This is a genomic window from Bosea sp. Tri-49 (assembly GCF_003952665.1).
Classification (GTDB): domain Bacteria; phylum Pseudomonadota; class Alphaproteobacteria; order Rhizobiales; family Beijerinckiaceae; genus Allobosea.
Window position 1 is genome coordinate 2,188,243 of sequence record NZ_CP017946.1, and the last position, 16,262, is coordinate 2,204,504.

The 16,262-nt window shown below is 66.7% G+C and carries 15 protein-coding genes; 6 read left to right on the forward strand and 9 right to left on the reverse strand.

All coding sequences use genetic code 11. The features are described 5' to 3' along the window. Positions 1–5: 5 nt before the first annotated feature. Positions 6–1,274 (forward strand): MGH1-like glycoside hydrolase domain-containing protein, encoded by a 1,269-nt coding sequence (locus BLM15_RS10840; protein ID WP_126112759.1) that lies wholly within the window; start codon positions 6–8, stop codon positions 1,272–1,274. A gap of 10 nt (positions 1,275–1,284) precedes the next feature. Here the strand turns inward: BLM15_RS10840 and BLM15_RS10845 are convergent, their stop codons facing one another. Continuing rightward, a complete protein-coding gene (locus BLM15_RS10845; RefSeq protein WP_126112760.1) occupies positions 1,285–1,941 on the reverse strand; it encodes an O-methyltransferase in 657 nt (218 codons plus the stop codon). 87 nt (positions 1,942–2,028) lie between these two features. Here BLM15_RS10845 and BLM15_RS10850 point away from each other — a divergent pair, with 87 nt between their 5' ends. Continuing rightward, positions 2,029–2,667, forward strand: coding sequence for a TetR/AcrR family transcriptional regulator (locus BLM15_RS10850; protein WP_126116137.1), 639 nt, complete (start codon positions 2,029–2,031; stop codon positions 2,665–2,667). 26 nt (positions 2,668–2,693) lie between these two features. Here BLM15_RS10850 and BLM15_RS10855 read toward each other — a convergent pair whose 3' ends face one another. From BLM15_RS10855 to fepB, 3 genes are read right to left on the reverse strand one after another with little or no spacing between them, the layout of a single operon-like run. Continuing rightward, a complete protein-coding gene (locus BLM15_RS10855) occupies positions 2,694–3,725 on the reverse strand; it encodes a FecCD family ABC transporter permease (protein ID WP_126112761.1) in 1,032 nt (343 codons plus the stop codon). Further along, the gene (locus BLM15_RS10860; protein WP_126112762.1) at positions 3,722–4,726 is read right to left on the reverse strand and encodes a FecCD family ABC transporter permease; all 1,005 of its coding nucleotides are present in this window, start codon (positions 4,724–4,726) and stop codon (positions 3,722–3,724) included. Before BLM15_RS10860 ends, BLM15_RS10855 begins: the two co-directional genes overlap by 4 nt. After that, positions 4,723–5,688 carry a Fe2+-enterobactin ABC transporter substrate-binding protein gene (gene fepB / locus BLM15_RS10865; RefSeq protein ID WP_126112763.1) on the reverse strand — a complete coding sequence of 322 codons (966 nt, stop codon included), beginning with the start codon at positions 5,686–5,688 and terminating at the stop codon, positions 4,723–4,725. The genes BLM15_RS10860 and fepB overlap by 4 nt, the downstream gene beginning before the upstream one ends. A gap of 249 nt (positions 5,689–5,937) precedes the next feature. On the opposite strand from fepB, the gene BLM15_RS10870 reads away from it, so the two are divergent. Both BLM15_RS10870 and BLM15_RS10875 read left to right on the forward strand, forming a co-directional pair. Further along, the gene (locus BLM15_RS10870; RefSeq protein ID WP_126112764.1) at positions 5,938–6,744 is read left to right on the forward strand and encodes an ABC transporter ATP-binding protein; all 807 of its coding nucleotides are present in this window, start codon (positions 5,938–5,940) and stop codon (positions 6,742–6,744) included. After that, positions 6,737–8,014 (forward strand): NtaA/DmoA family FMN-dependent monooxygenase, encoded by a 1,278-nt coding sequence (locus tag BLM15_RS10875; protein ID WP_126112765.1) that lies wholly within the window; start codon positions 6,737–6,739, stop codon positions 8,012–8,014. The genes BLM15_RS10870 and BLM15_RS10875 overlap by 8 nt, the downstream gene beginning before the upstream one ends. 5 nt (positions 8,015–8,019) lie before the next feature. On the opposite strand, the gene BLM15_RS10880 is transcribed toward BLM15_RS10875, so the two are convergent. Then, complete coding sequence (locus BLM15_RS10880; RefSeq protein WP_126112766.1) at positions 8,020–8,775, reverse strand: IclR family transcriptional regulator; 756 nt, start codon at positions 8,773–8,775, stop codon at positions 8,020–8,022. Positions 8,776–9,062: 287 nt separating this feature from the next. Here BLM15_RS10880 and BLM15_RS10885 point away from each other — a divergent pair, with 287 nt between their 5' ends. After that, positions 9,063–11,147 carry a TonB-dependent receptor gene (locus tag BLM15_RS10885; RefSeq protein ID WP_126112767.1) on the forward strand — a complete coding sequence of 695 codons (2,085 nt, stop codon included), beginning with the start codon at positions 9,063–9,065 and terminating at the stop codon, positions 11,145–11,147. Positions 11,148–11,243: 96 nt separating this feature from the next. After that, positions 11,244–12,299, forward strand: a complete 1,056-nt coding sequence (locus BLM15_RS10890; protein WP_164547475.1) for a methyltransferase — start codon at positions 11,244–11,246, stop codon at positions 12,297–12,299. 16 nt (positions 12,300–12,315) lie between these two features. Here the strand turns inward: BLM15_RS10890 and BLM15_RS10895 are convergent, their stop codons facing one another. Genes BLM15_RS10895 through BLM15_RS10910 form a run of 4 tightly spaced genes read right to left on the reverse strand, consistent with a single transcriptional unit; the run spans position 12,316 to position 16,258 of the window. Then, positions 12,316–12,996, reverse strand: a complete 681-nt coding sequence (locus BLM15_RS10895) for a 4'-phosphopantetheinyl transferase family protein (RefSeq protein WP_126112769.1) — start codon at positions 12,994–12,996, stop codon at positions 12,316–12,318. Beyond that, positions 12,989–13,741 carry a 2,3-dihydro-2,3-dihydroxybenzoate dehydrogenase gene (gene dhbA / locus BLM15_RS10900; protein WP_126112770.1) on the reverse strand — a complete coding sequence of 251 codons (753 nt, stop codon included), beginning with the start codon at positions 13,739–13,741 and terminating at the stop codon, positions 12,989–12,991. Before dhbA ends, BLM15_RS10895 begins: the two co-directional genes overlap by 8 nt. Positions 13,742–13,753: 12 nt before the next feature. Further along, positions 13,754–14,626 (reverse strand): isochorismatase, encoded by an 873-nt coding sequence (locus tag BLM15_RS10905; protein WP_126112771.1) that lies wholly within the window; start codon positions 14,624–14,626, stop codon positions 13,754–13,756. Positions 14,627–14,653: 27 nt separating this feature from the next. Then, a complete protein-coding gene (locus BLM15_RS10910; RefSeq protein WP_126112772.1) occupies positions 14,654–16,258 on the reverse strand; it encodes a (2,3-dihydroxybenzoyl)adenylate synthase in 1,605 nt (534 codons plus the stop codon). Between the last annotated feature and the right edge of the window lie 4 nt (positions 16,259–16,262).

A 16,262-nucleotide genomic window follows, 5' to 3' on the forward strand; every position in this document is an offset into this window, starting at 1 on the left:
AGACGATGACGATCGATATCGAAGCGGCCCGCGCCATCCTGCGTGCCAATGACCGCGGCGGCTACACGGTTCCGACCGACCGGCTCTACCCGTTCCAGTGGAACTGGGATTCGGCCTTCGTCGCGATGGGCTGGGCGACCTTCGACAAGGAGCGCGCCTGGCGCGAGCTGGAGCGGCTGGTCGAGGGCCAATGGGATGACGGCATGGTGCCGCATATCGTCTTCCATGCGCCGAGCGACGACTATTTCCCGGGGCCGGACGTCTGGCGCACCCGCCATGCCATCCCGACTTCGGGCATCACCCAGCCGCCGGTCTTCGCCACGGCGCTGCGCCGCGTCTTCGAGATCGCACGGGGCCCTGACGCACAGGCACGAGCCGCCCGGCTCTATCGCTGCGCGCTCGCCTCGCATGACTGGTGGGAGAAGGCCCGCGATCCGGAAGGGACCGGCCTCGTCGCCATTCTGCATCCCTGGGAATCGGGCATGGACAACAGCCCGGCCTGGGACGAGGCCATGGCGCGCCTGACGCTTCAGCCGACGACGCCGATCCGGCGCCGCGACACCTCCCATATCGGCGCCGAGATGCGTCCGCGTGATGAGGACTATCGCCGCTTCATCGCACTGGTCGACCTCTATGCCGAGCTCGGCTGGGAACCCGCAGCGATGTGGCAGGCTTCGCCCTTCAAGCTCGTCGACGTCGCGACCAATGCCATCCTGCACAAGGCGGAAGAGGATTTGCTGGTGCTGGCCGAGAAGTTCGGCAGCGACGCAGAACGCAGCCGGATCGAGGCGCGGATGGCGCGCCGGGCCGCGGCCTTCGCCGTGCTCTGGAACCAGGATCGGCGGATTTACCAGGCACTCGACCTCGGCACGGGCACGGCGGTCAGCGCCTCGACATCAGCCGGCCTGCTGCCGCTGTTCGCAGGTATCCCCTCGGCCGAGCAGGCCGCCGCACTCGCCGAGGAGCTCGAAAGCTGGCTCGCCAGGGTGCCCTATCCGGTGCCGAGCACCTCGCCGCTCGATCCCCGCTTCGAGCCGAAGCGCTACTGGCGCGGACCGATCTGGGCGGTGGTGAACTTCATGATCGCCGAGGGCTTCGAGCGCTACGGACATGGGGCTCTCGCCAGCCGGATTCATGTGGCGACGCAGACCCTGATGCGGGATGGCGGCATCGCCGAATATTTCGATCCGACTTCCGGAGAAGGACTGGGCGGAGGACAGTTCTCCTGGACGGCGGCGATCGGCCTTTTGATGATCGATCAACCGACCCCCTAGGCGGCGCCGGTCAGCCGAGGCGCATCGACAATTCGACGTCCTCGGCGAAGGGGACGGACAGGTAGCCGCTGCCGGGCGCGCGCACCCGCTGGAGGTATTCCGGGGAGTCGTCGGCATTGTCCGCGATGACGAACGAGCCGGGACGGAGACTGCCCTCCACCAGGTCGAGGATGTCGGGATAGAGCGATTTGGCGCCGTCGAGCAGCAACAGATCGACCTGTCCGGGGAGATCGGCCCTGAGCGTCTTCAGCGCATCGCCCTGCCTGATCTCGACGAGGTCGGCGAGACCGCCGGCGTTCAGGTGCTCGCGAGCCCGCGCCACCTTCGCGGGCTCGAACTCGGTGGTGATCAACTGTCCCCCGCCATTGTCACGCAAGGCGGCGGCGAGATGCAGGGTCGAGATGCCGAAGGAGGTGCCGAACTCGACGATCGCCCTCGCCCGGCTGCTGCGCGCCAGCATGTAGAGCAGCAGGCCCGTCTCTCGCGAAACCGGAAGCCAGAGATCCTTCAGGCGACCATAGAGGTCGAGATATTCGGTCTTGCTGCGCATGAGGCGCTCGCGCTCCTCACGCGAGAAGCCCACCAGCGCAGGACTGGGGGTTGCGTTCGCCAGCTCGAACAGCTGGTCCAGGAGGGGCGCCAGCGGCGCCGCTGTCAGGGTCGTCATAGGAATTGCTCCGATCGGGTTCTTGTCTCGGAGCCAAAAAATACGAATAATTCATCGCGTTTCCTATTCGCATTGGCGGAGCGCGCCATGGCTGATCAGCCAACCTCCCGGATTTCCTCACGAAAAGCGCCGAAACAGGCCCGTTCGGCGGAGTTGGTCTCGGCCATTCTGGAAGCGGCTGTTCAGGTTTTGGCGCAGGAGGGCGCGCAGCGTTTCACCACGGCACGAGTGGCCGAGAAGGCCGGCGTCAGCGTCGGCTCGCTGTATCAGTATTTCCCGAACAAGGCGGCCATCCTGTTCCGGCTGCAGAGCGATGAATGGCGGCAGACCAACGCGATGCTGACCGGCATCCTCGGCGATGCCACCAAGCCGCCGCTCGCCCGCCTGCGGACGCTGGTCCATGCCTTCATCCGGTCCGAATGCGACGAGGCTGCGGTGCGTATCGCACTCAACGATGCGGCGCCTCTATACCGCGACACTCCCGAGGCGCGGGAGGCGCGCGCGGCCGGCAGCCGGCTTTTCGAGACGTTCATGGCGGCGGCGCTGCCAGCTGCTTCGACCGGTGAACGCGCCCTGGCTAAAAATCTCATCACCATGACGCTTAGCGCCGTTGGCAAGGAGTTCTCGGAAACTGCGCGGACCGATGCCGAAATCCAGGCCAATTCCGACGCGCTTGCCGACATGTTTTGCGCCTATCTGCGCCATCTGGAGCAACCCCGCGGATGAAGCGGGGCAAATATGCGTCGCCTCGTTCATACTTTCTCGTCGCGGGTGAGGCGCCAGAGGAGATAGATACCGCCGAGCAACCCGGTCGTCAGTCCGATCGGCAGGTTGAGGCCGGACGGAAAGCGCTGGCTGATCAGATCCGCCGCCAGCAGCAGGACCGCGCCCATCGCCGCCCCGGGCAGCAGCGGTACGTCGGGCGAGCGGCAGAGGCGCCTGGCGAGTTGCGGCCCCGCCAGGGCGATGAAGGCGATCGGCCCGGCTGCTGCGGTCGCCATCGCGGTCAGGCCGACGGCCGTCATCACCATGGCGAGCCGCGTGCGCTCGACGGCAACGCCGAGCTGGCTGGCGGCGTCGTCGCCCATTTCGAGCAAGGCGAGGCGCCGGGCGTACAGGAGCGCAATCGGCACGATCAGCACGAGGCTAAGCGCAGCCGGCACGGCATGCGACCAGCTGCGTGCGGTGAGCGAACCCGCCAGCCAGAGCTGGGCGGAGACCGAACGATCGAGATCGCTCGCCACCAGCAGCACCGTGTTGACACCCGAAAGGGTCGCGCCGACGCCGATCCCGACCAGCACTAGCCGATAACCCCCGGTGACACGCCCCTTCAACGCAAGCAGGAAGACGAGTGCCGCCGTCCCTATTCCAGACAGCACAGCGGCCAGCGAGACGGCGAAGGGGCCGGCGCCGAACAGGATGATCTGCACGATCGCACCGGTCGCCGCACCGGTAGTGAAGCCGATGATATCGGGCGAACCCAGGGGATTGCGCGAGATCGACTGGAAGATCGCGCCCGCCATGCCGAGCGCCGCCCCGACGCAAGCCGCGGTGACGACGCGCGGCACCCGCAAGCCCCAGACCACGCGCTCGGCCATCTGGTTCTCGCCCCCTCCGAACAGGGCAGCGACGACTTCCGCCGGCGTGAAGGCGAGCGTGCCTGTACCGAGCAGGACGACGACGAGCGCGAGGCCGATACCGGCGAGCACGACGCAGACCAGCGCGGTCCGCGGACGCCAGAGCAGGGAGAAAGGGCCGATCCGGAGCACCACGGGCATGCTCATGGCCGGCTCACCCGGAAGCGGCGGACCGCCATGATAAAGAAGGGACCGCCGATCAAAGCGACGACAATTCCGGCCGCAACCTCCGAGGGGGCGGCGACCACACGCCCGACCAAGTCAGCACCAAGCAACAGGATCGCCGCGAAGAGCGCCGAGCAAGGCAGGATCCAGCGATGGTCCGGGCCGGCAACGGCTCGCGCCAGATGCGGCGCGATCAAGCCGACGAAGCCGATCGGCCCGGCTGCGGCGGTAGCAGCTCCCGCCAGCAGCATCACCGCTAGGCATGCGAAGAGCCAGATCGTGCGCGGCGCGGCGCCAACCGCCTGGCCGAGCTCCTGGCCCAGCGCCAGTACGTTGAGACCGCCGACGATCGTCAGGGCGACGACGAGACCTGCCGCGACCATGACGGCCAACACTGCGACGGCTTCGAAGCTCGCGCTCTCCACCGAACCGGCGGCCCAGTGCCGGAAATCGTCGAAGGCGGTCGGCGGCGCGTTGAGGATGACAATGCCGGTTATCGCGCCGAGCACGACCGAGAGGCCCGCCCCCGCGAGCACGAGCCGGACGGGATTGGTTCCGGTCTCATGCGCCCGCCCGAGCAGGAACACGGCGGCGCCGGCGAGCCCGGCGCCAAGGATGGCGAGCCAGACATAGTGCGCCGGGCGCGTCAGGCCGAGAAGCGTCACCGCGAGGACGACGGCGACTGCTGCACCGGCATTGATGCCGAGCAGGCCCGGCTCGGCCAGGGCGTTGCGTGTGACAGCCTGCATGATCGCCCCGGCGAGGCCCAGCGCCGCACCGGCGAGAACGGCCGTTATCAGGCGCGGAACGCGCAATTCCCAGATCACCAGATGCAGATCGTTGCGCGGATCATAGGCCCGCAGCGCATCGATCATGACCGCCAGCGGGATCGACCGCGAACCGATGACCAGGCTGGCGAGCGCCAGTACAGCGAGCGCCGCCAGGCCGACGGCGAGCCAGCGCCGGCGCCGAACTTGCCTCATGGCTTGGCGAAGCTCTCGCGCAACTGCTCGAGAATCTGGCGTCCGGAATAGGGGTCGATGCGGAAGGAGGTCAGCCCGAGCGGGTAAACCCGCTTGCCGAGCACAGCGGGATGGTTGGCCAGCACCGGTTCGGCCAGGAAGGCTTCGACATCCTTTTTTGTGGCCCGCAATAGGAAGACGGTGTCGGCCGCGATCGCGGCCGAAAGGTTCTCGCGCGAGAAGAACTCGAAGTCGGATGGGCGCGCCGAATTCGGCTTCAGCTCCGCCGGCAGGCCGACGACCTCGAAGCCCAGCCCTGAGGCCAGTTTGGAGACCGGGCTCGTCAGGCGCGCCACCGAATAGCTCCCGGCGATGTTGTAGCCGACGATACTGACCTTCGTACCCTTCGCGGCGATCGTGCCGGCTGCTGCGGCGAGATCGGCATCGAAACGGCCGATTGCGGCGGCAGCTTCCGGCTCCAGGCCAGTGGCCTTGCCGAGTTCGGTTGCGAGTTCCTGCCAGCTCCGGTTGGAATAGTCGACCACGAGTGTCGGGAGGCCGAGCGCCTCGAGCTCGGCCCGATGCTGGAGGATGCTGTCGGCACCGGTGGTCGAGGCGATCACGAGATCGGGCTTCCAGCCGAGCACAGCCTCGATGTCGAACTTCAGATTGGGATAGAGCACCTTGACGCCGCGCCGGTCGGCATCCCCGGCCCATTGCGAGAAGAAGCCCTTGGCGTCGGTGAGCGGGCTCGGCGTCGTCGCCGTGCTCGCGAGCAAAGGCGCCTCGATCGCGAGGAGGATGCCGGTGACGCTCGGCGTGGTCGAGACGATGCGCAACGGCTTCCTGGCAAGCGTCAGCTCGCCGGCGGCATGCCTGATGGTGCGAGGCCAGCCGGCCTCCTGGCTCCAGGCGGGCTGACCGTTTCCGCTCAGGGCAGCCGCGAGGGTGATGATGGCGATGAAGAGCTTGATGAAGGGCATCGTCGATCTATCTGGCCGGTGTTGTCCTGCGGGCCAGGAGCCGGGAGCCTGGCTCCGCCACGCGCTACGCGCCGGAGCGCGCACCATTCCTCATGACGGATCGTATCCCGCCATGCAATATGGACGCAGGACAGGGAGTCAGTTATCGAACGTAAAGCCGCTAGCGGTGACTGCTTTACCACAACTAGAGCCGAAAGGGATGCCGTCGAAAGCCACGAGCTCGACGACATCGACTGTAGATTGGAAGAATTGAAAAGTACTTCGCGAGCTGATTCCCGCCTCCACGCCGATGCGCTGACGCTCCGCTACGAGGCACGCACGATCTCGACCGGCCTCTCGGTCGCGATCGCCGACGGCTCGTTCACCGTGATCGTCGGACCCAATGCCTGCGGCAAGTCCACTCTGCTGCGGGCCCTGTCGCGCTTGCTTACGCCGACCGCCGGCCAGGTGATCCTCGACGGACGGCAGATCGGCGAGCGGCCGGCCAAGGAGGTCGCGCGGCGCCTCGGCCTCCTGCCGCAGAGCGCGATCGCTCCAGACGGCATCAGCGTCGCCGACCTCGTCGCCCGCGGCCGCTATCCGCATCAGTCCTTCCTGCGGCAATGGTCGAAGGCGGATGAAGCGGCGGTCGCCGCCGCGATGGAGGCGACGCGCGTCGATGCGCTGGCGACGCGCCCGGTCGACGAGCTCTCCGGCGGCCAGCGCCAGCGGGTCTGGATCGCGATGGTGCTGGCGCAGGAAACGCCGATCCTGCTGCTCGACGAACCGACGACCTTTCTCGACATCGCCCATCAGATCGAGCTGCTCGACCTGCTCGCCGAGCTCAACGCGCAAGGCCGCACCATCGTCGCGGTGCTGCACGACCTCAACCAGGCCTGCCGCTACGCCTCCCATCTTGTCGCGATGAAGGACGGCGCGATCATCGCCGAGGGCAGCCCGGCCAGGATCGTCACGGCCAAGCTGGTCGAGCAGGTTTTTGGCCTGCCCTGCATCGTCATTGCTGATCCCGTTTCGGGGACCCCGCTGATCGTGCCCAAGGGCCGCAGCCATGGCTGAGACCCGGCAGCTTCACATCGGGTTGAGCCTCACCCCGACCTGGCTGAAGGGCAGAGCGGCGGACGATCCTGAATCCCGATCGGGCGGCGATCCCGTGGAGTTCAATCTCGCGCTGACCCGGATGGCGGAACGGGCGAAGCTCGATTTCGTCTTCAAGCCCGACTATCTCCGCATGTATCCGGGTATCGGCGGCGGCCTCGTCAGCCTCGATCCGACGCTTCTCATAACAGCGATCGCGAGAGAGACCGAGAAGATCGGACTCGTCACCACTATCTCGACCAGCTTCAACCCGCCCTTCGTGGTGGCGCGCCAGATTCAGTCGCTGCACTGGGTCAGCAAGGGTCGCGCCGGCCTCAACATCGTCACCTCGATCGAGGGCGCCGAGAATTTTGGCGACGCGCCCATGCCGCCGCCCGAGATCCGCTACCGCAAGGCCGCCGAGTTCACCGACGTCATGCGCCGGCTCTGGCAGAGCTATCCGCACGCGGCGCTGACAGGCGCGGCACCAAGCGCCGCGATCGACCACCGCGGCGAATTCTTCAGCGTGGCGGGGCCGCTCAACGTGCCGGGCCACCCAGCCGGGCCGCCATCGCTGTTCCAGGCCGGCGCCTCCAATATCGGGCGCGATTTTTCCGCCTCGATCGCCGACGCCACCTTCGCCGCCACGCCCGATCGGGAGGCCGGCATCGATCTGCGCGGCGATCTGCGCCGCCGTGCGCAGGGGCATGGCCGCAGCCCGGATTCGGTGCGCGTGCTGCCGGGGCTCCACTTCTTCCTTGCCGAGACGCGCGAGGAGGCTTGGGCGCTGCATGAGCGCGCTCATGCCCATCTCACGCCGGAGCAACGCCGCAAATCGGTGAAATCAGTCCTCGGACTCGATCTCGGCGATCTCGCACCCGAGGCCCGGGTGACCGCGGAGATGCTGCCACCGACCGACACGCCGGTGCGTAGCCGCACCCATGCCGACCTGCTGCGGCGCTTCGTCGAAGCAAACCATCCGACCGTGGCGGAGGTGCTGGCGCGCCCTGAAGTCGTCGGCTCGGCGCATTGGGTTTCAGTTGGAACCGTTGACGACGTCCTCGCCGAGATCGTCGACTGGCATGAGGCCGGGGCGCTGGACGGCTTCATCGCGATCCCGGGCGGCTCAATGCGATCGTTGCAGCTGTTCCTGGAAGAGCTGGTGCCGGCGCTGGCGCGAAGGGGCCTGTTCCGCAGCGACTATGAGGGCTCGACACTGCGCGAGCATCTGCGCCTCGGCGACGAGCGATAGCGCGCTCAGCCGCCGCCCGAGTCCCGCGTCGCCGCCCCCGCCGCTGCGAACAGCGCGGCGCGATGTCCTTCCGCCTCGGCCGTCTTGACGAACGAGACGGTGGTGACGACGCAGGCGATCTCGCCCAGCGCATTGAAGACCGGCGCAGCCTTGCCGGTCAGCAACGAGAACAGGTGCTCGTTCAGCTCCGCGCCCCCGTCTCGCCTGACCGTGTCGAGCATTTCGGCCGGCGGGCGGCTGCCGCGAAAGGAGGCCGGCTGCAGCTTGCGCGCGGCCGCGATCGCCTCCTTCGGCAGATGCGCCTGGAAGACGAAGCCGCAAGCGGTGTTGTCGAGCGGCAGGACATCGCCCAGCGTTACCGTGCTGAGCGCGAAATCGGTGTTGCGATACCAGCGCACGATGGTCGGGCCGCGCTCGGTCCAGATCGCGACGCCGCAGCTGGCGGCAATGCGCGAAGCAAGTCCCTTCATCGCGCGCGCCGCGACCTCGACGGCATCGATACGCCGCAGCGCCCGGATCCCGATGCTCAAAGCCATAGGACCGAGATCGTAATAGCCGGTGACGTCGTCCTGCGCCGCCAGCCCCTCCCGCACCAGGCTCTGCATGTAGCGATGGGCGGTGGACGAGCCGGTGCGAGCCCGCCGGGCGATCTCGCCCAGCACCAGCGGCCCATCCGCCTTGGCCAGGATATCGAGGAAGCGGGCGGCGATCGAGACCGACTGGATCGTCGCCGAGCGTTTGGTGGGGCTAAGGCTGGTCATGATGCGAATCGCGGCAGGAGAGCGCGGCAGATGCCGGTGCGCGCTTTGTGACACCCGGAGCCTCATGGGGACAAGCAGCGCTCTCATTCGAGTGTTTCCAAACGTTCCGCCAGGTCGGACGCGACAACTGCGACCGGAAAAGCACAATTTGAGGCAATACGGCAGCTTGGCCTCGGCTCATGTTGACATGCGGAACGCATCCCGCACTGTAGGATGATTCAGTATGACCTCGCGAGCCACGGCCCCGTCCCCAGCCAGCGAGACTCGATCGAGTTGTGGGGAACATCATGTCGTCCAAGCTTGTCCTGCTGCGCAGTGTCAGCCTCGTCTCGCTCATGGCGATCGCGGCGGCCGCACCGGCCTTCGCGCAAAGCAACCCGGCACCAGCCGCGGGAACGACGATCGATCTCGACACGATCATGGTCACCGGCGAGAAGGTCGAGCGCGACCTCAAGAACACCGCCTCATCGGTCTCGGTGAAAACCGACAAGGACATCGCCCGCGAGAACACCGGAAACGCGACCGTGTCCGAGATTCTCGTCGGCACACCCAACGTGACCTACACCGACACGGTCAGTGCGCCGATCATCCGCGGCCAGGACACGCAAGGCCCGCTCACCGGCCAGAACTCGTTCTGGGGCGGCACGGTGCCGCGCGCCACGATCAATGTCGACGGCCACTATCTCAGCTACAACGAGTTCTATTTCGGCGCGACCTCGCCTTGGGACGTCAAGAGCATCGAGGTCTTCCGCGGGCCGCAGACGACCTCGCAAGGCGCCAACGCCATCGCCGGCGCTATCATCGTCAACACCAAGGACCCGAGCTTCACGCCGGAAGCCGGCTTCCTGACAGAGTTCGGCAGCTATTCGACACGGCGCGCGGCGCTGATGCTGTCCGGGCCGATCATCAAGGACCAGCTCGCCGGGCGCATCACGCTCGACTACTCCGGCCGCGACACTTTCATCGACTACATCAGCCCGAACTTCCAGCGGCGCTATGCCGACCAGGATTTCAGGAACCTGAACCTGCGCGCCAAGCTGCTCTGGCGCCCGACCGAGCTGCCGGGCTTCGAGGCGAAGCTGACCTATTCGCGCAATGAGAGTAACCGGCCGAGCCAGGAGGCAGCGTCGGCCCCGTTCGACCGGCTGAAGCACATCACCACGACGATGCCGAGCTTCAAGCAGAACAGCAACACCGGCATCCTCGACCTCAGTTACGACTTCGGCAATCGCTTCAAGCTGTTCAACCAGACCCAATACACCGACCTCTCGGTGAGCCGGAAGACGGGCCTGCTCGGCAATGGCGACGCCTACATCAACCAGACGAACATCTCGAACGAGCTCCGGCTGACCTATGGCGAGCAGAGCGACGTACTCAGCGGTGTCGCCGGCATCTATTACGCCCATACCAAGACGGACGAGATCCTCTATCTCACCGGTCAGTCGACCTTCGACGATACCAAGCGCAATCTCGGCATCTTCGGCGAGATGAGCTATCGCCTGACAGACCGCTGGACCTTCACCGGCTCGCTGCGCTTCCAACAGGACCAGATCGAGCGCGAGGGCAGGACGGTCTTCGCAGCGCGGGGCGTCGATTTTGACAAGACCTTCCAGGCCGTGCTGCCGAAGGCCTCGATCGCCTATGCGGTAACGCCGGACTGGACCGTCGGCGCCATGGTCAATCGCGGCTATAATCCCGGCGGCGTCTCGCTCAACCTGACGGCGGGCCAGTGGCAGCCGTTCAAGGAAGAGACGCTCTGGAACTATGAGCTGTTCACCCGCGCCAGCCTGCTCAACAACCGGCTGAACGTCAGTGGCAACCTGTTCTACACCGACTTCCAGAACGCCCAGTACTTCATCCCGGTCGTCCTCAGGACGGGCGTGGTCCAGTCCTATGCGATCAATGCCGAGAAGGCCCATGCCTACGGGCTCGAGGTCAGCGCCGATTACCGCCTCCTCGACAACCTGACGCTCAAGGCCGGCGCCGGCCTGCTGCGCACCGAGATCGACAAGATCTCCGCGAATACCGGTTACAAGGGCAACGAGTTCGCCAAGTCGCCGGGCTACATGGTGAGCTTCGGCGTGAGCTGGGACGTCACCAGCAAGTTCAACCTCACCGCCCAGCTCCGCCACACCGACGGCTATTATTCCGACGTCGCCAATACGCGTCTTTTCCTGATCAAGCCCTATACGATCGCCGATCTGCGGGCGAGCTACCAGGTCACCGACAATCTGCAGGTATACGGCTACGTGAAGAACATCTTCGACGAGCGCGCGCCGACCTATATGCAGCAGAATCGCGGCATCGGCGGCACCGAGGCGAGCATGACCGAGCCGCGCATGTTCGGCGCCGGCATCAAGGGCACGTTCTGAGCGAAAGCGCTGATTGCGTCCGACCTACACGGCATGGCGGCGCGACTACGCCCCGCCATGCCTGTCGACCCCGCTTCGTCAGTGAAGGATGATCTCATGAGCGAGACGTCGCCCGCCGCTCCGCCGCCGGGTCCGCCCTTGCGGCTGCTGCAGCAGATCGCCGCCTATCGCACCTCCCATTGCATCCGCACCGCGGTCGAGCTCGGCATTCCGGCCCTGCTGCAGGAGGCACCGCAAACCGCCGCCGATCTCGCCGAACGCATCGGTGGCAAGGCCGATCTGCTGGCGCGCCTGCTCGATCATCTCGTCAACGAGGAGGTGATCGACCGCGACGATACGGGACGCTATCTCGCCTTGCCGGCGACGCGCGCCCTCGTCCCGGGCCATCCTCATTCACTGGTGCCCTGGGTGCGGTTCGAGCTCGATCCGCTGCATGGGCGAGCCTGGGAACAGCTCGGCGAGCAGATCAAGGTCGGCACGCCGGCCTTCGAGCTCGCCCATGGCAGCCCGTTCTTCACTTGGCTCGGCCAGGACGAGGCGGCCCAGCAGCGCTTCGACATCCAGATGCGCGCGATCGCGACGGCGCTGATCGGCATCGCGGTACGCCACATCCAGTTTTCGGCCGGCGAGACGATCGTCGACGTCGGCGGCGGAGACGGCTCACTCCTGGCCGAGATGCTCAGCCGCAATCCAGGCACCACCGGCGTGTTGTTCGAACTGCCGCGCGCCACCGAGGCACTCAATCCGCGCTTCGTCGAGCTGATGCAGGCCGGGCGCGCCGCGCTGAAGCACGGTTCGTTCTTCGAGGAGATTCCGCCCGGGGGAGACACCTATGTCTTCAGCCGGATCCTGCACGACTTCGATGACGCGGCCGCCGGCCGGATCCTGGCCAACGCCAGTGCCGCGACCAAGCGGCATGAGCGCTTCGTCATCGTCGACATCATGGTCGATCCCGCCCGTGCCAAACCCAACGAGACCTCGCAGGACCTGTTGATGATGGTGCTGATGGGCGGGCGCGAGCGCAGCGCGGGCGAGTTCTCGCAGCTGCTGGCCGCAAACGGCTTCGCCACGGCTTCGGTCACGCCGACCGCGTCCCCCTTCCACATCCTGGAATTCAGTCACGGGCCGAAAGAGGCAAAGGCTCCGGCCTGACACCGGCGTCAGCTCGTCAGTCCAGGATCAGGACGCGCGTCAACAGCAAGCCGCCAAGCTGCGAGAAGCGGACCTCGATCTTGCGGCCGACCGGGAATTCCGGCGACAGCTCTTCGGCAAGGCGCAACTGCGCCCGGCCCTGCGCGTCCCAGCTCGCCAGCTCGGCGCTGTGAAAGGACATCGGGCGGCGCAGGAGCGGATAAAGGGCCTTGAACAGGCTTTCCTTGGCCGAGAACGCCAGCGTTACCGGGAAGGGATCGGCCTCACTTGCGAAACGGCGGCGCTCCCAAGGCGTCATGGCCTCGTGGGCGATCTCGCTGGCTTCGGCTTGGTCCAAGAGCTTCTCGATATCGACGCCGACGCCACGACCTGCTCCCGCCGTCATGGCAAGGGCGATCGCGACGTCGCCGCTGTGCGAGATCGAGCCCACAATGCCCTCCGGCCAGACCGGCGAGCGATCCGGAGCCATCCCCGGGTAGGAGCTCTGCCCCGTCAGGAGCCGCAGCGCCTCGCTCGCGCAGCTTCGCCCCGCCAGCCATTCCGCCCTGCGCCGCGGCGCGGCGCGCGCGATGCGCTCCGGCAGCACGACATCGAGGTCCGCGGGGCCGGTTTGCCAGGAGAAACGCATCGCGACACAGCGATAGTCGACGGGCTCGTCGTCCCAGGGGCTGATCCGCTGCGGGAGGCCCTCACGCACCGAGCGTCGCGCCGCCGTCCACGACGATGTCCTGGAGCGTCACATGGCCGGCCTGGTCCGAGGCGAGATAGAGCACGACATCGGCGATGTCGTCGGGCGTCGCGATCTTGCCGAGCGGGATGCCGAGCTTGAACTGCTCCGGCAGGCCGGCGACGAGCCTGTCCTTGCCTTCGGGGTCGTTCAGCATGCCGGCCAGCATCGGCGTGTCGGTCGAGCCCGGCGAGACGACGTTACAGCGCACGCCATAGGGAGCGAGCTCCAGCGCGACGCAATGGCTCAGCGCCGCCAGCGCCGCCTTGGAGGCGCAATAGGCGGTCATGCCGGTGCGCGGCACATGCGCGGCATTGGAGGCGACATTGACGATCGCGCCGCGACGCTGGCGCTTGAAGACTGGAATCCATTGCTGCAGCAGATGGAAGGGACCGCCGGCATTGACGTCGATGCAGGCGCGCCAATCCTCCAGTGTCAACGCTTCTGCCGCGCCGAGCCGCAGGACGCCGGCGGCGTTGACCAGCATGTCGAGACGGTCGAATTCCGCCTTCAGGCTGTCGCTCACCGTCCTGATCGCCGCCGGATCGGCGACATCGACCGCGAGTACCCGGAACGGTGTTTCACCGTCTCCCGCTTGCCGGTCCAGGCCGATCACCTCGGCGCCCTCCTCGACAAAGCGTTCGGCGACGCGCCGGCCGATACCTCCAGCCGCGCCGGTGACCAGCACGCGCCGGCCCTTGAAGCGCTGGTCCATCGCGGGTGCCTTTCAGGCCGCCAGGCGACGCTGCTCGATCAGCGCCCACCAGGCGTTCAGCGTCGGCACGCGGGCGAGATCGTCGAAGCCGACGGTGACGCCGCGCTCCTTCAGTTCACCCGCCAGCACCATAACCTGCACCGAATCGAGCCCGTAGAAGATCAGATTTTCCTCCGGATCGAGCTCGGTCTCGTCCTCGATCAACTCGAGCACGCGGGCCTGTAGCCATTCGCGGGTTGCCGGCTGGCGGACTTCCGCGGCTGCCAGGCTGTCGGTCGCGACCAGTGCGCCGCAGCGCGTTGCGACATAGCGCAGCGCCATGCGGTGCTCGGCCTCGGAGAAGTCGGCGACCGCATCCCCAACCAGGAAGGGCTGGATATCGCTCATGAAGGCATCGACCGCCGTCACCATGCAGCCGATATGGGCGTAGACCCCGCTGATCACGAGCTGGTCGCGCTCCCAGCCGCGCATGCGCTCCAGCAGATCCGAGCGCTTGAAGGCGCTGTAGCGCCATTTGGTCAGGACGATGTCCTCCGGACCCGGTGCCAGCTCGGCGACGACCTCCTGGAGGTCCGGCGCGGCGACGGTGAGGCCCGGCCCCCACATGTCGTTGAGCAAGGCGCGGTCACCGGCCGGCTGCTCATGCGGCTGCGCGGTATAGACGACAGGCACGCCATTGGCCCGGGCCCAATCGCGCAAGCGCACGAGATTGGCGATCAATTGCGGCAGCAGCTCTCCCTTCGCGTCGTAGAAGCGCAGGAAATAGCGCTGCATGTCGTGGATCAGCAGGACGGCGCGCTTGGGATCGGGCCGCCATTGCGTGCGGTTGGCCGGAAAGGAACTGGGCTCCGGCATCGCGTAATCGGTGATCTGCGGAATGGCCATGTGAACTCTCAGGTAAAATGGAGGTGGTCAGGTGAGCTCGGCGCGCAGGCGCTTCTTGTCGATCTTGCCAACGGGGGTGAGCGGCATCGTCTCGATGAAGCGGACACGGTCCGGAAGCTTGTATTCGGCGACGCCGAGCTCCATCAGGTACCGCCGCAGCGTCGGCGCACGCAGGCCGGCGTCGCGAGCGACGATGAAGGCACAGCTCTTCTCGCCGAGCAGGATGTCCTGCATGGCGACGAGTGCTGCATGCGTCACCTCGGGATGGCGCAGGAGGAGGTTCTCGATCTCCTCGGAAGCGACCTTCTCGCCGCCGCGGTTGATCTGATCTTTGACCCGGCCGACCACGCGCAGATGGCCGCCGCGGACCTTCTGCACGACATCGCCGGAATAGTAGAACCCGTCCGCGTCGAAGACCTTCGCACTGTGCTCAGGGCTTCGGTAATAGCCACGGAACGTGTAAGGGCCGCGCGTCGCCAGTTCGCCGCTCATCCCCTCCGGGACAGGGTCGCCATCCTCGTCGACGATCTTGATCTCGTCGTCAGGGCTGATTGGCCGCCCCTGGGTGGTGAAGACCAGCTCGTCGTCATCGTCGAAGCGCGTGTAGTTCACCAGCCCCTCGGCCATGCCGAAGACCTGCTGCAGCGAGCAGCCGAGCTCCTGCGGTACACGCCGAGCCAGCGCCTCGGCGAAGCTCGCGCCGCCGACCTGCATCAGCTTGAGCGAGCCGAGTGCCGGCCTCTGTTTCCCCGCCGCCTCCAGCCAGAGCGCCACCGCTGTCGGCACGAGCGCCACCATGTCGACCTGGTGCTTTTCGATCAGCGCGAAGCATGAAAGCGGCTCGGGGCTCGCCGCCATCACGACACAGCCGCCGGCATGGAAGACGCCGAGCGCGCCTGGCGAAGAGAGCAGGAAATTGTGCCCGGCCGGCAATGCGCAGAGAAAGCGCGTCTGCGGTCCGAGCGCGCAAATCTCCGCGCTCACACGCACGCTATAATAATAATCGTTGTGCGTGCGCGGGATCAGCTTCGGCGTGCCGGTACTGCCGCCGGAGAGTTGGAAGAAGGCGACCTCGTCGGCAGCCGATGGCAAACCCACCGGCGCAGCGCTGGTCTCTGACGCCAGCCAGCGTTCGAGATCGTTGTAGGCGCGGTTGCCGCCGAGCAGCAGCACCAGCGACAGGCGCGGCGAAAGCGTCCGCAGTTCCGCGCTGAAATTGTCGTCGGCGAAGAGTTCGTGCGCCCGTGCCCCGATCACGAGGCGCGGCTCGATCTGCTGGGCGTAGGATGTCATCTCCAGCTTGCGATGACTGAAAAGCGCGTTCACCGGCGCGACGCCGATCTTCAGCAGCGCGAAGAAGACGATGTAGAACTCGGCGCAGTTCGGCAGCTGCACCAGGGCCGTGTCGCCCTGCCCAAGCCCGGCCTCGCTCAGCCGGGACGCCAGGTTGGATGCCCGGCGGTCGAGCTCGGCATAACTGAGCTGCCTGTCGCCGCAGATCACCGCGATGGCATCGGGGCGCTCTTGCCGCTGCGTGTCGAGGATGCGGGTCAGGGGCTGGTCGAGCCAGTAGCCGCGCTCGCGATAGCGCGCGGCGAGCTCCGCCGGCCAGCGCTGGAATTCGATGGTCATGTTG

Coding starts and splice junctions, on each gene's coding strand:
- BLM15_RS10840 (WP_126112759.1), top strand. CDS start 6: ATGACGATCGATATCGAAGCGGCCCGCGCCATCCTGCGTGCCAATGAC.
- BLM15_RS10845 (WP_126112760.1), bottom strand. CDS start 1,941: ATGACGACCCTGACAGCGGCGCCGCTGGCGCCCCTCCTGGACCAGCTG.
- BLM15_RS10850 (WP_126116137.1), top strand. CDS start 2,029: ATGGCTGATCAGCCAACCTCCCGGATTTCCTCACGAAAAGCGCCGAAA.
- BLM15_RS10855 (WP_126112761.1), bottom strand. CDS start 3,725: ATGAGCATGCCCGTGGTGCTCCGGATCGGCCCTTTCTCCCTGCTCTGG.
- BLM15_RS10860 (WP_126112762.1), bottom strand. CDS start 4,726: ATGAGGCAAGTTCGGCGCCGGCGCTGGCTCGCCGTCGGCCTGGCGGCG.
- fepB (WP_126112763.1), bottom strand. CDS start 5,688: ATGCCCTTCATCAAGCTCTTCATCGCCATCATCACCCTCGCGGCTGCC.
- BLM15_RS10875 (WP_126112765.1), top strand. CDS start 6,737: ATGGCTGAGACCCGGCAGCTTCACATCGGGTTGAGCCTCACCCCGACC.
- BLM15_RS10880 (WP_126112766.1), bottom strand. CDS start 8,775: ATGACCAGCCTTAGCCCCACCAAACGCTCGGCGACGATCCAGTCGGTC.
- BLM15_RS10885 (WP_126112767.1), top strand. CDS start 9,063: ATGTCGTCCAAGCTTGTCCTGCTGCGCAGTGTCAGCCTCGTCTCGCTC.
- BLM15_RS10890 (WP_164547475.1), top strand. CDS start 11,244: ATGAGCGAGACGTCGCCCGCCGCTCCGCCGCCGGGTCCGCCCTTGCGG.
- dhbA (WP_126112770.1), bottom strand. CDS start 13,741: ATGGACCAGCGCTTCAAGGGCCGGCGCGTGCTGGTCACCGGCGCGGCT.
- BLM15_RS10905 (WP_126112771.1), bottom strand. CDS start 14,626: ATGGCCATTCCGCAGATCACCGATTACGCGATGCCGGAGCCCAGTTCC.
- BLM15_RS10910 (WP_126112772.1), bottom strand. CDS start 16,258: ATGACCATCGAATTCCAGCGCTGGCCGGCGGAGCTCGCCGCGCGCTAT.